This is a genomic window from Bradyrhizobium sp. SZCCHNS3002, from assembly GCF_032377435.1.
GTDB lineage: Bacteria > Pseudomonadota > Alphaproteobacteria > Rhizobiales > Xanthobacteraceae > Bradyrhizobium.
In genome coordinates this window covers 41,092-56,519 of the sequence record NZ_JAUHHY010000023.1, presented here as the reverse complement: position 1 = coordinate 56,519, position 15,428 = coordinate 41,092, and the positions used below count along the sequence as shown (strand labels likewise).

The 15,428-nt window shown below is 65.7% G+C and carries 15 protein-coding genes; 12 read left to right on the top strand and 3 right to left on the bottom strand.

Annotated elements, in window-relative coordinates:
• Positions 1–11 precede the first annotated feature (11 nt).
• From QW845_RS31910 to QW845_RS31870, 9 genes are all read left to right on the top strand, one after another.
• Positions 12–446: a hypothetical protein gene (locus QW845_RS31910; RefSeq protein WP_315805522.1), complete on the top strand. Its 435-nt coding sequence runs from the start codon at positions 12–14 to the stop codon at positions 444–446.
• Positions 447–456: 10 nt separating this feature from the next.
• A complete protein-coding gene (locus QW845_RS31905; RefSeq protein ID WP_315805478.1) occupies positions 457–1,359 on the top strand; it encodes an alpha/beta hydrolase in 903 nt (300 codons plus the stop codon).
• An 8-nt stretch (positions 1,360–1,367) separates the two neighbouring features.
• Positions 1,368–1,808, top strand: a complete 441-nt coding sequence (locus QW845_RS31900) for a DsrE family protein (protein ID WP_409997992.1) — start codon at positions 1,368–1,370, stop codon at positions 1,806–1,808.
• Positions 1,809–1,876: 68 nt separating this feature from the next.
• On the top strand, positions 1,877–2,977 hold the full coding sequence (locus QW845_RS31895) for a YeeE/YedE family protein (protein WP_315805477.1): 1,101 nt from the start codon (positions 1,877–1,879) through the stop codon (positions 2,975–2,977).
• Between the two features lie 408 nt (positions 2,978–3,385).
• Entirely contained in the window at positions 3,386–5,074 is a 1,689-nt protein-coding gene (locus QW845_RS31890) for a methyl-accepting chemotaxis protein (RefSeq protein WP_315805476.1), read from the top strand.
• 472 nt (positions 5,075–5,546) lie between these two features.
• A complete protein-coding gene (locus tag QW845_RS31885; protein ID WP_315805520.1) occupies positions 5,547–6,089 on the top strand; it encodes a YeeE/YedE thiosulfate transporter family protein in 543 nt (180 codons plus the stop codon).
• Between the two features lie 10 nt (positions 6,090–6,099).
• Positions 6,100–6,657, top strand: a complete 558-nt coding sequence (locus QW845_RS31880) for a YeeE/YedE thiosulfate transporter family protein (protein ID WP_315805475.1) — start codon at positions 6,100–6,102, stop codon at positions 6,655–6,657.
• A gap of 48 nt (positions 6,658–6,705) precedes the next feature.
• The gene (locus QW845_RS31875) at positions 6,706–7,047 is read left to right on the top strand and encodes a rhodanese-like domain-containing protein (protein ID WP_315805474.1); all 342 of its coding nucleotides are present in this window, start codon (positions 6,706–6,708) and stop codon (positions 7,045–7,047) included.
• 261 nt (positions 7,048–7,308) lie between these two features.
• The gene (locus tag QW845_RS31870) at positions 7,309–9,276 is read left to right on the top strand and encodes a methyl-accepting chemotaxis protein (protein WP_315805473.1); all 1,968 of its coding nucleotides are present in this window, start codon (positions 7,309–7,311) and stop codon (positions 9,274–9,276) included.
• Positions 9,277–9,377: 101 nt separating this feature from the next.
• On the opposite strand, the gene QW845_RS31865 is transcribed toward QW845_RS31870, so the two are convergent.
• Positions 9,378–10,217, bottom strand: a complete 840-nt coding sequence (locus tag QW845_RS31865; protein WP_315805472.1) for an SDR family NAD(P)-dependent oxidoreductase — start codon at positions 10,215–10,217, stop codon at positions 9,378–9,380.
• Positions 10,218–10,368: 151 nt separating this feature from the next.
• Here QW845_RS31865 and QW845_RS31860 point away from each other — a divergent pair, with 151 nt between their 5' ends.
• From QW845_RS31860 to QW845_RS31850, 3 genes are all read left to right on the top strand, one after another.
• Positions 10,369–10,758: a response regulator gene (locus QW845_RS31860; protein WP_315805471.1), complete on the top strand. Its 390-nt coding sequence runs from the start codon at positions 10,369–10,371 to the stop codon at positions 10,756–10,758.
• Positions 10,759–11,352: 594 nt separating this feature from the next.
• Positions 11,353–12,588, top strand: coding sequence for a GGDEF domain-containing protein (locus tag QW845_RS31855; RefSeq protein ID WP_315805470.1), 1,236 nt, complete (start codon positions 11,353–11,355; stop codon positions 12,586–12,588).
• A 21-nt stretch (positions 12,589–12,609) separates the two neighbouring features.
• Positions 12,610–13,239, top strand: a complete 630-nt coding sequence (locus QW845_RS31850; RefSeq protein WP_315805469.1) for a peptidoglycan recognition family protein — start codon at positions 12,610–12,612, stop codon at positions 13,237–13,239.
• A gap of 76 nt (positions 13,240–13,315) precedes the next feature.
• Here QW845_RS31850 and rpoH read toward each other — a convergent pair whose 3' ends face one another.
• Complete coding sequence (rpoH, locus tag QW845_RS31845) at positions 13,316–14,215, bottom strand: RNA polymerase sigma factor RpoH (RefSeq protein ID WP_315805519.1); 900 nt, start codon at positions 14,213–14,215, stop codon at positions 13,316–13,318.
• 219 nt (positions 14,216–14,434) lie between these two features.
• Positions 14,435–15,415, bottom strand: a complete 981-nt coding sequence (locus QW845_RS31840; RefSeq protein ID WP_315805518.1) for an RluA family pseudouridine synthase — start codon at positions 15,413–15,415, stop codon at positions 14,435–14,437.
• Positions 15,416–15,428 lie beyond the last annotated feature (13 nt).

The following is a 15,428-nucleotide window of genomic DNA, read 5'->3' as shown; positions in this document are numbered from 1 at the left end:
GCCGCCGCGAGATGCTGTTGGCGGCCGCATCCGTCGCCCTGGCCGGAAGCGGGGTTGCATCCATCGCCGCTGCAGCCGAGCCACATAGGCTCGCGTTGCAGATCAGCGACGAGGATCCGGCCAAGATGCGCGCGGTGCTCGACGTCGCCGCGAATGTCTCCCGCCACTATTCGGGCGAGGGCGCGGAGGTCGAGATCGTGATCGTCGCGTTCAATGGCGGCCTCGACATGCTGCTGGCCGACCGCTCGCCGGTGAAGGAGCGGGTGCTCGGCTTCGCCAAGTCGATGCCCAATGTGAGCTTCATCGCCTGCGGCAATACCTTGGAGACGCTCGCGAGCAAGGAGGGACGGCGGCCGCCTCTGCTCGATGGTGTCACGGTCGTCAAGACCGGGGTCGCGACCCTGCTGGAGCTGTCCGAGAAGAACTGGACGATCGTGCGTCCCTGAGGAATTTGCGATGCGGTGGTGGCTCGCTCTTGTCGTCTCGTTCATTGCGTCGATCGCATTCGCGGCCGAGGAGCCGCGCGAACTCACGATCGGCGGGCGTACGGCGCTCGGCACGCTCCGACTGCCGGCGCAGTCTGGACCGGATGTGCCGCTGGTGCTGATGACGCACGGCACGCTCGCGCACAAGGACATGGAGACCATCCAGGGCCTGTCCAAGGCGTTGGCCGAGCGGGGCATCGCCTCGCTCGCGCACAATCTCGTGCTCGGTCTCGATCGCCGCACTGGCATGTACGATTGCGCAAAGCCGCACGACTACGCGCCGGATGATGCGATCGAAGAGATCGCCGCTTGGCTCGCCGAGGCGCGCAAGACCTCGACGCGGATTTTCGTGCTCGGGCATTCGCGCGGCGCAAATCAGCTCGCACGCTATCTGGTTGCCAACCCGAAAGCGGCGATCGAAGGCGCGGTCTTGCTGGCACCGGCCACAGTGGGCATCGAGACCGGCCTGAAGGCGGCCTATGCAGAGAGCTATGGCCAGCCCTTGGCGCCGCTGCTCGACAAGGCTGAAGCCGCTGTGTCAACAGGCCGTGGTGGCGACTGGATGTCCGTGCCGGGCTTCATCTATTGCCGCGATGCCAAGGTGACGGCGCGCGCATTTGCAGCCTTCTATCGCGCCGACCGGCGCCAGGATACGGCGGCGCTGATCGCCGATGTGAGCCTGCCGGTTCTGGTGCTTGCGGCAGCGCAAGACAAGACGGTGCCGGACGTGGCAGCGTCGTTCGCGCCGCTGGCCTCACGCGCCGGCAGCCGTGTCCGACTGGAGACGATTGACGACGCAGATCACTTCTTTCGCGATCTCGCCGCCGAGGATGCCGCTGATCGCATCGCAGGATTCATTGCAGCCGCGCGCTAGGAGCCACCATGGAACGTCGATCTTTGATGCAAGCTGGTCTTGCCAGCCTGTTTGGAATCTTCGGTGTCAGCAGCGCACGCGCGGCGACGGAATCTCCGCGCCAGCGCGTCGCCTATCATCTCGCCGATCAGGACCGCGCCCTGTTCGTTCTCGGCAACCTCCAGAACCACGTCGATGGCACCGGAGGACCTGGACGCGCAGACATTCGCCTGGTGATCCACGGTCCGGGCTTGCGGGCCTTTCATGCGATTTCGGCCGACCAGACCATCTCGGCTCTGGCCGAGCGCCTCATGAAGGCCGGCGTCGGCTTCGAGGCCTGTGCGAACACCATGAAGGCGCAGGGCGTGAAGCTCGACGATCTCTTGCCGGGCTTTGCGGTGGCGGAGAAGGGCGGCGTCGTGCGCCTCACCGAGCTGCAGCAGAGTGGATACGCCTACCTGCGCCCGTGACGGGCACATGCGTCCTTGCCGATGCCGCCCGGCAGGTTGAGCGGCCGGCCTGAACGACGGGAGCGCCTGTGCTCACCGCATTGATCGACCTTCTGGGTGAGGAGCTGGTGTCGCTGCTGTGCGGGCTCGCGGCCGGCGGCGCGTTCGGCTTCTTCGCCCAGCGCAGCCGCTTCTGCCTCCGGGCGGCCACGATCGAGTTCGCGCGCGGGCAGGGCGGTCCGCGGCTTGCGGTCTGGCTCCTCACCTTCGCCTCGGCGCTGCTGGGCACCCAGGCGCTGGTGGCGATGGGCCTGCTCGACGTGTCCGAAGCGCGCCAGCTGGCGCAGCAGGGCAGCATTTCCGGCGCAATGATCGGCGGCACGCTGTTCGGCTGCGGCATGATCCTCGCGAGAGGCTGTGCCAGCCGTCTGCTGGTGCTCTCGGCCAACGGCAATCTGCGGGCGCTGCTGTCCGGTCTCATCTTCGCGGTGACGGCGCAGTCCGCCTATCGCGGACTGCTCGCGCCGGCACGCGAGTGGCTTACCAATCTTTGGCTCGTTGACGGCGGACCGTCGCGCGACATCATGAGCCTGTTCGGCGGCGGTACGCCCGAGAAGCTCGGCTTCGGCATGCTGTGGTTCCTGGCCGGGCTCGCCGCCGTGTCGAAGTTTCAGGTTGGCCCGAAGATCCTGCGCTCGGCGGTGGCCGCGGGCGCGGCGGTCGCCGGGGGCTGGCTCCTCACCTATCAGCTCGGCCAGGCCTCGTTCTCGCCGGTGCCGCTGAAGAGCCTGACATTCAGCGGTCCTTCGGCGGAGCTGCTGATGCAGGTGCTCGCCAGCCCGCAACTGAAGCCGGGCTTCGATCTCGGCATCATTCCGGGTGTGTTCATCGGCTCGTTCGTTGCGGCCGCGCTGGCGCGCGAACTCAATCTCGAAGGCTTCTCGGATGGGCGCGGCATGCGCCGTTACATGATCGGCGCCGTCCTGATGGGATTCGGCGCGATGCTGGCGGGCGGCTGCGCCGTTGGCGCCGGCGTGACCGGGGCATCGGTGTTCGCGCTCACAGCGTGGATCGTGCTCGGTGGCATGTGGTTGGGTGCGGCCGTCACCGATTTTGTCGTCGACCGCTGGCTGTTCGCCACCAAGCCGGCGCAGAGCCCGGTTCAGTCGCCCTCCGCCATGCCTTCTTGAGGCATCCTGCGGAAGCGAGCCTGCCTCTGCCGAGCGGCATTGCAAATGTAGCGTCAAAGAGCAGCATTCATGAATCTCCGGTCACAGGCTCGTCGATGCCTGGTGTGTCGGCGCACTTCCAGCCTCTGACGAAAAATACTGTCTGATCAGATCGGATCGAACCTGAAGACACGCGTCTTTGCGTCGTCACGCCGGCGCGCAGATCGCGTAGTCCGCGGTTGGCTACAGGAGATGCGCGCCGAACACGGCATTCGGACCATCACGCCCGAACATCACGTTGGTAGATCCCATTCTGGAGATCCCGCATGTTAACCAATTTGCGAAGGTCGGGTGTTACCGTCGCGCGGGGGACGGCGCAATCATGCGGCGGACCGATACGAATCGCCGGGACGACGAAAGGCACGCGAGATGTCGCAACTCTCCATTCGAGCAAAGATGGCGGCCGTCATTGCGCTGCTGCTGGTGGCGATGTCCATCGTCGGATTGCTGGCCGTCCGCGGCATGCAGACAATCAATACGCATACCGAAATGATCGCCAAGAACTGGCTGCCAAGCGTGCGCGTGCTCGGCGAGTTGCGTTCGGCGATCAACCTCAATCGGGCGCAGCTCCGGGCCTACATGACGGCTGATACGACTGAGGAGAAGGACAATCTCGACCGCAACATGAAGGCAACGCTCGTCGTCATCGCGACGGCGCGCCGCTCCTATGAGGCGATGATCTCGTCGGCCGAGGAGCGCAGCCTGTTCGAGAGCTGGTCGCGGGGCTGGGAGCAATACGTCAAGGCTGCCGATGGTGTGCTCGAGGTGCTGCGCGCAGGGAACGGCAATACGACCAAGCAGGCGAGCGATCTGTTCAACAAGACGGTCCGGAGCGTCGCCAATCAGTCGGACGAATTTCTTCGGAAGCTGATTGACCTCAACAATCGTGGCGCCGACGCCGAAACCAAGATCGCCGCGGATGGCTATGCGGAGGCATTTGAATTGATGTCGACGGTCATCGTCCTTGCCGTTCTCGCCGGCATCGGCATCGGAAGCTGGTTCGTTCGCGACATTTCCCGGTGCATCGCCTCCATCATCAGGCCGATGCAGGCGCTCGGTGAGGGCAACCTGGCGATGGAGATCCCCTATCGCGGCCAGAAGACCGAAGTAGGCATGATGGCCGACGCCCTGGAGGTCTTCAAGACCGCCCTGATTGCGAAGAAGCAGGCCGACGACATCGCTTCGAAAGAGGCGGAGGTGAAACTGGAACGCAGCCGGCGGCTCGACGAGATCACTGGCCGCTTCGAGGCCGTGGTCGGCGAGATCGTCGACACCGTGTCCACGGCATCGAGCACTCTGGAGGGTCACGCCGGCGGGCTCAGCAACACGGCGAGCCGAGCCCAGAACCTCGCCACGTCCGTCACCGCGGCTTCCGAGGAAGCCTGCACCAATGTGCAGTCGGTGGCATCTGCGACCGAGGAGCTCTCCGCGTCCGTCAACGAGATCAGCAGGCAAGTCCAGGATTCGGCCCGGATGGCCAATGAGGCGGTGGCACAGGCCCGCAAGACCAATGAACAGGTCAGCGAGCTTTCGAAGTCCGCTGCCCGCATCGGCGACGTCGTCGAGCTGATCAATACGATTGCCGGACAGACCAATCTGCTCGCGCTGAATGCAACGATCGAGGCCGCACGCGCCGGCGAGGCCGGCCGCGGATTTGCGGTGGTCGCATCCGAGGTCAAGGCGCTGGCCGAGCAGACGGCGAAGGCCACGGGCGAGATCGGCCAGCAGATCTCCGGCATCCAGTCCGCCACCCAGCAATCGGTCGGTGCCATCCGCGACATCAGCATCACCATCGAGAAATTGCAGGAGATTTCGTCGACGATCGCATCGGCCGTGGAGCAGCAGGGCGCCGCGACGCAGGAGATCTCGCGCAACGTCCAGCACGCGGCGGCGGGAACGCAGCAGGTCTCGGCCAACGTTGCGGATGTGCAGCGCGGCGCCGTCGATACCGGAACCGCCGCGTCCCAGGTGCTGTCCGCCGCGAAATCGCTGGCCGACGACAGTGCCAGACTGAGCATGGAAGTGAAGAAGTTCATCGCCGGCGTGAGAGCCGCCTAGGAGCTCGCAGCGACCGAGAGCCGCAGAGATCCGATCTCGCCGCCATTCGCCGGGCCGCGTCGGGGGTGCTGGACAGGTGCGCAGGCCCCGGCCACCCCTCGCCGGCCATCGCTTCTGCGTTGGCCTGCGAGCCCAATCTCGATGACTTCTCCCTGCGGCCGCGGCAAGCTGCGCGACCGAGTCGCGTGGTGACGATGGGCTTGCGAGGCCCGCGCCGACATGAATAGAGCGCGTGGGGCCGCGGCGGATCAAGCTCCGCCGCGGCTTGCGCGGGGCTGCCGTTCCCGAAGTCGTCAGTGCCGCTGTTTCCTCACCGTCACGCTGCCGCAGAGCCCCGCCTCTTCACCTATCGGCATCGTCACCTATCGGCACCCGCTGAATTATAATTGCATAAATTCGAATATATGCATATAGTGGCGTACGTCGGTCGCGGCGCTGGGCCGCGTCAGCAGGAGGACCCGTCGTGGCAATGATGAACGACGTCATGGTCAAGGATCTGGGCACGTCCCGGGGGATCGACTGGTCGCCTTATCTGGTCGGCGCCGGCATCGGCATCCTCAGCTGGGTGGCCTTTGCCGGGTTCGGCGACCCGCTCGGCGTGACGACGGCGTTCTCGCGCATCGCGGCGCTGTTCGCCGCGCCGGTGATCGGATCCGACGCCGTCGCCGCCAACAGCTATTGGAAGTCGATGCCGCTGAAATGGGACTATGGCGTCTGGTTTCTGGTCGGCATTCCGCTCGGCGCATTCCTGTCGGCGGTCATCTCCGGCACGTGGCGCCTCGAGCTGGTGCCGGAGGTCTGGAGGGAGCGCTTTGGTCCGTCGGTGTTCAAGCGCTTCGTCGCTGCGTTTCTCGGCGGCATCGTCATCATGTATGGCGCGCGTCTGGCCGGCGGCTGCACCAGCGGACACGGCATTTCAGGCGGTCTGCAACTGGCGCTGTCGAGCTGGCTGTTCCTCGCCGTGATGTTCGCGACCGGCCTTTTCGTGTCGCGCCTCATGTTCCGCAAAGCGTAGGAGAAGGGCCATGACGTCGCTGATGAGCATCGCCGGCCCGCTGTTGATGGGCGCCGTGTTCGGCTATCTGCTACAGCAGGGCAAGGTCACGAGCTGCAACGTGATCGAGAATCAGTTCCGGCTGCGCGACTTCACCGTCTTGAAGGTGATGGGCACCGCGATCGTCGTCGGCGGCATCGGCGTGCTGCTGCTGGTCGACACCGGCAACACCAAATACTACGTCAAGGACGCCAACATGCTCGCGGTCGCGCTCGGCGCGGCGCTTTTCGGCATCGGCATGGTGGTCTACGGCTACTGCCCGGGCACCGCGCTCGGCGCCATCGCCAGCGGCAGCGTGCATGCCGCAGTCGGCGCTTTCGGCATGATCGTCGGCGCGATCCTCTACGCGCTGAGCTTCGACTGGGTGAAGGCCCACGTCCTGAATGTTTGGGCGCTCGGCAAGGTGCGGCTGCCCGACATCACCGGCGTGCCGGATGGCGTCTGGTTCGCCGCGCTCGCGATCGGCGCAGGTGCGTTCTTCTTCTGGGTCGAAGCGTCCGAGGCCAAGGCGAAGCGGACGCAGGGCTAGGCTGAGTCGCCCGAGTGCCCCTACGTCAAACAGTGAGAGGTTCCTCCCATGCTATCAGGACTGTTCAGCAGGTTGACGGGGTCGACCAGCGTGCCGGCGATCGAGCATGATGAGCTGGTGCGGGCGCATCAGCAGCGAAGCTGCGTCATCGTCGACGTGCGCGAGCCGCATGAGTTCAAGGGCGGCCACATCCCGGGCGCCGTCAATCACCCGCTGTCGCGTTTCGACCCGGGCAACCTCGTGCACGACAAGCCGGTGGTTCTGATCTGTCAGGCCGGCGGCCGCTCGGCCACCGCCCTGCGGCGGGCGCTGTCGGCCGGGCGGCAAGATATCCGCCATTATGCCGGCGGCATGAGCGGCTGGCGGGCGCGGGGCGGCCCTGTCGCGTAGGCTCGTACTGTCCGACCAGCCCGACATTCAGCGATGTCATGGCCTGAGATCGAAGATATGCGAAGTTGAACGTCGGCATGTCTGCAATCAACGGGGATTGCGGCAGGTTAATAACAAGTCGGGGGACGGGAGTTTCGCTAGCAACGTCGCGCCGCCCCGTCGCGAGAGTTTGCTGTTAGTCCGCTACAATGGCTGACTCGTTCAGGAATAATTAGTTGCAGCGCTGCAATACTCGGACACCAGTCGACGTTCGAGGATCGCATGTTGAAGTTTGTTGGCTTGAGAACCCGGATCACCCTTTCTCTGGTGATCGGTGCGGCAGCGACGGCCCTCTTCGTGCTGCTGGTCGCCATGTGGATCATCGGCGGCATCATCGACCGCGCCAATGAGCGCGAACTCCACGCCCAATATGACGCCTTCAATTCGCGCCTGCAGCTGGAGTCGACCCGCGCGGAAGCGATGAGCGCGGTGGTCGCCAAGATCCCGGCGGTCCAGGACGCCATGGCGCAGAACGACCGCGACGCCTTGATGCGGCTGTTCGGTGCGGGCATGGCCAGCCTGAAGGCCGATTACGGTGTCGACCAGTTTCAGTTTCATACGCCGCCGGCGATGTCCTTCCTGCGGGTGCACCAGCCGGCCAAGTTCGGCGACGATCTGTCGGGATTCCGCAAGACGGTGGTGGCCGCCAACACCGACCGCAAGCCGATCGTCGGGCTGGAGGGCGGCGTTGCCGGCCTCGGCCTCCGCGGCGTCGTACCGATCGTTTCCGCCGGCAAACATCTGGGCTCGGTCGAGTTCGGCCTGACCTTTGGCCAAAACTTCTTCGACGAGTTCAAACGCAGCCGCAGTGTCGACGTCGCGTTCCGCCTGGCTGGCGACACCGGCTTCAAGCTGTTCGCGACGACGATCGGGGAGACCTCCTTCTTCGCAAGCGGCGACTATCGGGAGGCGTCGGCCGGCGGCTTCCTGTCGCGCCAAGGACAGCTCAAAGGTGTTCCGGTCGTCGCGTTGCTGGGCCCGATCAAGGATTTCTCCGGCAAGCCGATCGGTGCCGTCGAGATCGTCATGGACAACAGCGAGTTCATCCAGGCTCGCAATCGCGCCGGGGCGTTGGCAATCGGGATGACGCTGGCCGGCCTCGTGCTGATCGCGCTCGCCGGGCTGTTGATCGCGCGCAGCATCTCCCGCCCGATCGTCCAGATGACGAGCGCGATGCGCGAGCTCGCCGACGGCAACCTGGACGTTCGCGTCCCGGCCGACTGGCGCAAGGACGAGGTCGGACAGATGGCACGCGCCGTTTCGATTTTCAGGGACAACGCCGTCCGGATGAGGGATCTGCAGGCGGAGCAGGAGAAGGCCCAGGCTCGTGCCGAGGAAGACCGGCGCCGCATGCTGATGGAGGTGGCCGATGGCTTCGAGGCCAGCGTCCGCGGCGTCGTCGACGCAGTGTCGGCTGCGGCCATCGAAATGGAGGCGACCGCCCGTTCGATGTCGGTGACGATCGATCAGTCGAAACAGCAGGCCCTGACGGTATCGCAGGCGTGCGGCTCCGCATCGGACAATGTCAACACCGTTGCCTCGGCGGCCGAAGAGCTGTCATCCTCGATGAACGAGATCAGCAAGACGCTCGAGCGTGCGTCGTCCGTGGTTCGCAAGGCGGCGGACGAAGGGCAGCAATCCAACGACAAGGTGCAGCGGCTCAACCTCGCGGCCGGCAAGATCGGCGAGGTCGTCGCGCTCATCACCCAGATCGCCAGCCAGACCAATCTGCTGGCGCTGAATGCGACGATCGAGGCCGCGCGCGCCGGCGAGTCGGGCAGGGGATTCGCCGTCGTCGCCAGCGAAGTGAAGACGCTGGCGACCCAAACGGCCAAGGCAACGGAAGAGATCGGGGCTCAGATCGCCGCGGTTCAGGCCGAAACCGCCGCTGCCGTCCACAGCATCGGCATGATTTGCGCCACGATCCAGGAGGTCGATGAGATCTCGACCATCATCGCCTCATCGATCGCGCAGCAGGACGCGGCGACCCGCGAGATCGCCGGCAGTGTGAACGTCGTTGCCGGCAAGACCCAGGACGTCACGCGCAACATCGCGGGCGTCACGTCCGGCGTCGTGCAGACCGGCCATGCCGCCAACGAGGTGCTGTCGGCGGCCGGCGAACTCGCGCAGCAGTCGACCCGGCTGCGCAGCGAGGTCAACCAGTTCCTGGCCCATATCAGAGCGGCCTGACCGCTCGTTGGGCGGCTGACGTATCAAGGTTGCCGACACGCCGATCGCTCCGGCGTATCCGCCACGGGCGCGAGCCGGGGCGGGGCCTCCTGTCCCGTGGCTCACGCCTGCTTCGCGGCCGCCTTCTCGAGCCGCTTCGCCATCACGCGCCAATAGGTGCCCGGCATGAACCGCTGCAGGAGATCCATGAAGCGGGCATCGCTGCCGATCAGGATGCGGGGCTCATTGCGCTCGATGCCCTGGATGATCCGCAACGCGGCGTCGCGCGGGCTGGTCCTGGCGAGCCGCTCGAACCGCTCGATGGCCTGCACGCGGCGCGCATTGTCGGTCATGCCGTGGCCAGCGCGAGCATTGCGCGCAATCGCCGTGGCGATCCCGCCGGGATGCACGACCGACAGCCGCACCGGACTGCCGGCGGCTGTGAACTCGTGGCGCAGGCTCTCGGAAAATCCCCTTACCGCGAACTTTGCCGCGGCGTAGGCCGATTGGCCGGGCGGAGCGATGATGCCGAAGATCGAGGACAGGTTGACGACATGCGCTTCGCGCCGGCGCGAAAGATGCGGCAGGAACGCGCGCGTGCCGTGCACGACGCCCCAGAAATTGATATTGAACAGCCAGTCCATCTCCGCCTGATCGATCTCGGCGAAGCTGCCGAACAGTGCCACGCCGGCATTGTTGACGACGATGTTGAGGCCGGGATGCGCGCGGGTCGCGTCCTCGGCGAACTGCGTGACCGCAGCCACATCGCTGACGTCCAGCCGGTGCGTGGTCACCTTGCGGCCGCTTGCGGTGAGCTCGGCGGCGAGGCTTGCGAGGCCCGCCTCATCGCGATCGGCAAGTGCGAGATCGCAGCCGCGCGCCGCCAGCTCCTGCGCCAGCGCACGGCCAATACCGCTGGCTGCGCCTGTCACGGCGGCAGCTGCGCCTCGAATGATCGTCATTGTCGCTTCACTCCCCTGATGGACCGGTTCCACGTGCCTGGTTGAATTGCAGCTGGGTTTTCTGCCACTTTTTCTGATTGGAACCGAACCATCCGGCGGTTCAGCTTTTAACTCACATTACTTTACGAGCACACATTCGTGGAGGACCTGCATGGGACAGTCGCAACCTTTTCGCGCCACCGCACTGATCGTGGAAGACGATCTGGCGCAGCGCGAGATGATCACGCTGCTGCTCGAAGAGAGCGAGTACGACGTGATCGCGTGTGAGAGCGCGGAGGCCGCCGAACTCGTCCTGAACAAGCCGGGGCATCGCATCGTGCTGCTGATGACCGACGTCAATCTGGCGGGCCGCATGAACGGGGTCGAGCTTGCCCATGTCGCCAAGGCGCGTCACCCCCACATCAATGTGGTCGTCACGTCTGGCCGCCCGTTGTCGCAGCCGCTGCCGGGCGGCACGAAGTTCTGGAGCAAGCCGTGGGCGCCGCTGGACGTGCTGCGCGAGGCCGAGGTGACGCTCGAGCGCACGCCCGATATCGGATGAGGCAAGGTCTCGCGCCGCCAGCGTTGCTCAAAGGGTGATGCGTGGCAAACGCCGACCGGTGGAGACGTAGTAGAATCGGCTAGCGGTCGAGCCAACTGAGAGCCGGGTGGAAGCCGCGCTCCCACCCGGGAAGTGCAACTACTTCTTCTTGGCAGCCTTCTTGGTCTTCTTCGCAGCTTTCTTGGTGGCCTTTGCGGCCTTCTTCGCCTTCTTCGCCATGGAATCCTCGTCAGGAGTTTGATGGATTGCAACGCGACTTCGAGGCTTTGCTGGCGCACGCCAGCCATGCATCAGCCTCGGGTGTCGATCCCAGCAGATTCGCGAAGCTCTGCCTCACGCCGTCACCAGCGCCGTTGCGCTTATCCACAGCTCGATGCATTGGCCGGCCAGTTGCGCCGCTGGCGCTCGGGTCCTGACAAGGTTAGCGGATTGTGAAAAGTGTCTTCATTGATTCAAAACCAAGGCGCAATCTTGGTTGCGCCCTTGAGGAACCGTTAACTGCGCCGCGCCCATGTTGCCCCGAACAACAGAGTAGCTCATGAGCGTGGCGTTATTGAACATCGAGGACAGGGCCTGCGGCGTCCTGCTGTCGGGATGCTGAACGTTCCGACGCTGTGGACCGCCTTCGTGGTCAATTTCCTCGCGTTGGGCCTGATCTGGGCCTACGTGATGCGCAGCTATCCCAATCTGGATTCGGCACGGTACTGGACGGCATCTGCGTTCATGTGCGCGCCGGCGGCGACATTCGCGCTGACGCGGTTCTATTTCGGCTCGTTCGTTCCGCTGCTGGCCGGCGGCTCGCTGATGACCTTCGCGATCTGCCTCGCGGCGATGGGCGTGGAGCGCTTCTACGGCTACAGGGCGTCGTGGCGGCTGAGCTTGACCGTCGTCGCGATGACCTGCGCGTCGATCGCATTTTTCCAATACGCATACGACCACGGTCCGCTGAGGATCCTGTGCTACTCGATCGGGCAGGCGGTCCCCATGGCGATCATCGCGCGGCTGGTGCTGGATGCGAGGCGCGGGCCCATCAATCCGGGAGCGCGGCTGGCCGGCCTGCTGTCCGTTCTGATCATCGCGGTGTTTGCTGCGCGGTCGATCGGGGCGTTCATCGGCGCCGATTTCAATTTCAGCCACTCCACCAGCGGCCAGGCCGCCGCGGTGCTGCTGCTGATCTTCCTGTCGATGTCGCTCAATTTCGGCTTCCTGCTGATGGCGGTGGACCGGCTGCGCAACGAGGTCGCCGATCTCGCGCTGCTCGACGATCTCACCGGCGTCGCCAACCGCCGTCACCTGATGCAGCGCCTGAGCGAGGAGTGCGCGCGCGCCGAGCGCTCGCGACGGCCGTTCGCGCTGTTGGTGATCGACCTCGACGGCTTCAAGATCATCAACGACACCCATGGCCATGCCGCTGGCGATGCCTGCCTGCAGCACTTCACGCTGATGGCCCAGACCCGACTGCGCCCCGGCGACATGCTGGCGCGCACCGGCGGCGACGAATTCTGCATCGTGCTGCCGGCGTCCTCGCTGCGCGAGGGCGCGATGATCGCGCGGCGCATCCTGCAGGTCTGCCGCGACGATGCCGAGGCCTGTGCCGGCGCCGAGGTCCCGATCGAGGTCTCGATCGGCGTCGCCGAATGGACCGAGGATGTCGGCGCATTCCCCGACCGGCTGATGGCGCGGGCGGACCAGGCGCTGTATGTCGCCAAGAAGGACGGCAAGAACCGGTATGCCGTCGTCACTCCTGACCACGAGACGCCGGCGCTGGCCCCGGACCAGATCGAGCCGCTGGTGGCAGCGCCGCGCCGCCAGGATGCCGCCGCCGGGTAGGCGGTGCTATCATTGCCGGCCATGAGGCCGGTCCTGTTCTCCCTCCGCGCAGCGCTCGCGCTGCTTCTCAATCTTCTCCCTCCGCCGGCCTCGGCCGAGGAGCTCGCCGCACTGGCCCGATCATCCGGCACGCCGGAGATCCCGGGGCTCAGAATCGTCTGGCTGGCGCCATGGGGCGATCCGCACCAGGCTCATCCCTGGACCAACATCATCGTCCACCAGACCGAAGGGCCGGCGGGGTCGGCGCGGGCGGGGGCGCTGGCGCAGGCCAAGAACCCGAAACGGCGCGGCGTCACCCTGTGGGTGGAAACCGACGGCACCGTGTACTGGGCGGTGCCGGAAACCCTGGTGACGCTGCATGGCGACGGCGCCAACCGCAACGACAACCGCTATATCGACAACGGCCCGACCTATCGCAAGGTCGTGCGCGACAATTCCATCGGCGTGGAGTTCGCCGGCAACTATCCCGACGTCACCACGCCTCCCACCGAGGCCCAGATCGCCGCCTGGCGCATCCTCTCGAAGCTGCTCCGGCTGCGCTACAACATCCCGCGGGAGCGGATCTATGCGCACAACTGGATCGACTACAAGGACGCCCGCTACTGCGAGGGCTGTGCGCTCGCCGGGCTCGCCCGCGCCGCGCCGGACTGATCGCACCTAACAAAGAAGCCGGCGTCTCCGCCGGCTCCGATCGCATCCAAAGACCACCTTCAAGCAAGCCGTGCACCTAGTGCGCGGCCTCCAGCGCCGCCGCCTCCTGCTTGGCGATGGCGCCCTTGACGGCGGACTGCACCTTCTCGAACGCACGCACCTCGATCTGGCGCACGCGCTCGCGCGACACGCCGAACTCGGCCGCCAAGTCCTCGAGCGTCATCGGCTCGTCGGCCAGGCGCCGCGCCTCGAAGATGCGGCGCTCCCTGGCGTTGAGCACGCCGATCGCGCCGTTCAGCGCCTGCCGCCGGTGGTCGTACTCCTCGTGCTCGGCCATGATGGCTTCCTGGTTGGGCGAGTTGTCGACCAGCCAGTCCTGCCATTCGCCCGCTTCGCCGTCGTCGCGGATCGGCGCGTTCAGCGAGGCGTCGCCGCCGAGGCGGCGGTTCATGTCGACCACGTCCTGATCGGTCACGCCGAGGCGCTTCGCGATCAGCTTGACCTGATCCGGGTGCAGATCGCCTTCATCCAGCGCGTTGATCCGGCTCTTGGCCTTGCGCAGGTTGAAGAACAGCTTCTTCTGGTTCGCGGTCGTGCCCATCTTCACGAGCGACCACGATCTCAGGATGTACTCTTGTATCGACGCCTTGATCCACCACATGGCGTAGGTGGCGAGGCGAAAGCCCTTCTCGGGCTCGAACCTTTTCACCGCCTGCATCAGGCCGACATTGCCTTCCGAAACGACTTCGGATATCGGCAGGCCGTAGCCGCGATAGCCCATGGCGATCTTGGCCACGAGCCTGAGGTGGCTGGTCACGAGTTTATGCGCTGCGTCGCTGTCGTCATGCTCGCGCCAACGCTTGGCGAGCATGTACTCCTCCTGCGGTTCCAGCATCGGGAACTTGCGGATCTCGGCGAGGTAGCGTGAAAGTCCCGATTCTCCGTTGAGAACCGGCAGAGTAGCTGTACGGGCCATCGAGCGCCCTCCAGTTGGTTCAGGCCCCCGATAGCGGCGGGCCAGGCAAAGCGGTCGCTTGGTTAAAGCCGGCCGGTTTGCGACGTTCCATGCGTCGACCATTCGACGCAGGCGCAACATACACCATTTTCGCCCCCCGGTGGAAGGATTCCGGGGGTCACGACCCCGTGTGGCTCCATTAAGTTTTTGACATGCTTGCGTTTTTCTGAAGGTCCTGCGTCATAGCGCCGCTCGCAGGGCATCTCCTAAAAGAGAAAGATCCTCCGGAAGCTCCGATTCCCAACGCATTATTTCTCCCGTCCGGGGGTGCTCGATGACCAGCAGATAGGCGTGCAGCGCCTGCCGCCCGAGCGCCTCGAGCGCCGCGCGCGCGCCCGGCGCGAGCTGGTTGGCCTTGGTCTTGAAATGCGGGCCATAGACGGCATCGCCCATCAGCGGATGCCCGAGATGGGCGAGATGCACCCGGATCTGGTGGGTGCGCCCGGTCTCGAGATGGCAGGCGATCAGCGACGCCACCGGCTTGCCGTCGCGGCCGGTAAAGCTCTCCTGCACCTCGTAATGGGTGACGGCCTCGCGCCCCTTGGGCCGCACCGCCATCTTGTCGCGGGCATGCGGATGGCGGTCGATGGCCGCGTTGATGGTGCCATGCGGCCGGTGCGGCACGCCCCAGGCAAAGGCGAGATAGCCGCGCTCCATCGCGCCGGTGCGGCCGTGATCGGCGAACTGCGCGCTCAGCGAGGCGTGGGCGTGGTCGTTCTTGGCGACCACCATCAGCCCGGTGGTGTCCTTGTCCAGCCGGTGCACGATGCCAGGCCGCTTGACTCCGCCGATCCCGGACAGACTGGCGCCGCAATGCGCGATCAGCGCGTTGACCAGCGTGCCGGTCTCGTGCCCGGCCGCGGGGTGCACGACCAGGCCGGCCGGCTTGTCGATGACGATGATGTCGTCGTCCTCGTAGATGATTTTCAGCGGGATCGCCTCGGCCGCGGGCTCGGCCGGGACGGCCTCCGGCACGTCGATTGTGATCGTGTCGCCGGCCGTGACGTGATAAGCGGGGTCCCGCACCGACGCCGCGCGGAGCGACACCTGTCCGGCCAGGATCAGCGCCTTCAGCCGGGACCGCGACAGCTCCGGCAGCTTGGCTGCCAGCACGCGATCGAGCCGCGGCGAGCCTTCGTCGCCGGCGACCGTGACCGTCATCAGACCGTGGGAT

Bases quoted from the DNA above. Each gene is read 5' to 3' on its own strand.
- QW845_RS31855 (WP_315805470.1), top strand. From the start codon at position 11,353: ATGCTGAACGTTCCGACGCTGTGGACCGCCTTCGTGGTCAATTTCCTC.
- rpoH (WP_315805519.1), bottom strand. From the start codon at position 14,215: ATGGCCCGTACAGCTACTCTGCCGGTTCTCAACGGAGAATCGGGACTT.
- QW845_RS31865 (WP_315805472.1), bottom strand. From the start codon at position 10,217: ATGACGATCATTCGAGGCGCAGCTGCCGCCGTGACAGGCGCAGCCAGC.
- QW845_RS31840 (WP_315805518.1), bottom strand. From the start codon at position 15,415: ATGACGGTCACGGTCGCCGGCGACGAAGGCTCGCCGCGGCTCGATCGC.
- QW845_RS31900 (WP_409997992.1), top strand. From the start codon at position 1,368: ATGGAACGTCGATCTTTGATGCAAGCTGGTCTTGCCAGCCTGTTTGGA.
- QW845_RS31850 (WP_315805469.1), top strand. From the start codon at position 12,610: ATGAGGCCGGTCCTGTTCTCCCTCCGCGCAGCGCTCGCGCTGCTTCTC.
- QW845_RS31905 (WP_315805478.1), top strand. From the start codon at position 457: ATGCGGTGGTGGCTCGCTCTTGTCGTCTCGTTCATTGCGTCGATCGCA.
- QW845_RS31890 (WP_315805476.1), top strand. From the start codon at position 3,386: ATGTCGCAACTCTCCATTCGAGCAAAGATGGCGGCCGTCATTGCGCTG.
- QW845_RS31910 (WP_315805522.1), top strand. From the start codon at position 12: ATGCTGTTGGCGGCCGCATCCGTCGCCCTGGCCGGAAGCGGGGTTGCA.
- QW845_RS31870 (WP_315805473.1), top strand. From the start codon at position 7,309: ATGTTGAAGTTTGTTGGCTTGAGAACCCGGATCACCCTTTCTCTGGTG.
- QW845_RS31880 (WP_315805475.1), top strand. From the start codon at position 6,100: ATGACGTCGCTGATGAGCATCGCCGGCCCGCTGTTGATGGGCGCCGTG.
- QW845_RS31860 (WP_315805471.1), top strand. From the start codon at position 10,369: ATGGGACAGTCGCAACCTTTTCGCGCCACCGCACTGATCGTGGAAGAC.
- QW845_RS31885 (WP_315805520.1), top strand. From the start codon at position 5,547: ATGAACGACGTCATGGTCAAGGATCTGGGCACGTCCCGGGGGATCGAC.
- QW845_RS31875 (WP_315805474.1), top strand. From the start codon at position 6,706: ATGCTATCAGGACTGTTCAGCAGGTTGACGGGGTCGACCAGCGTGCCG.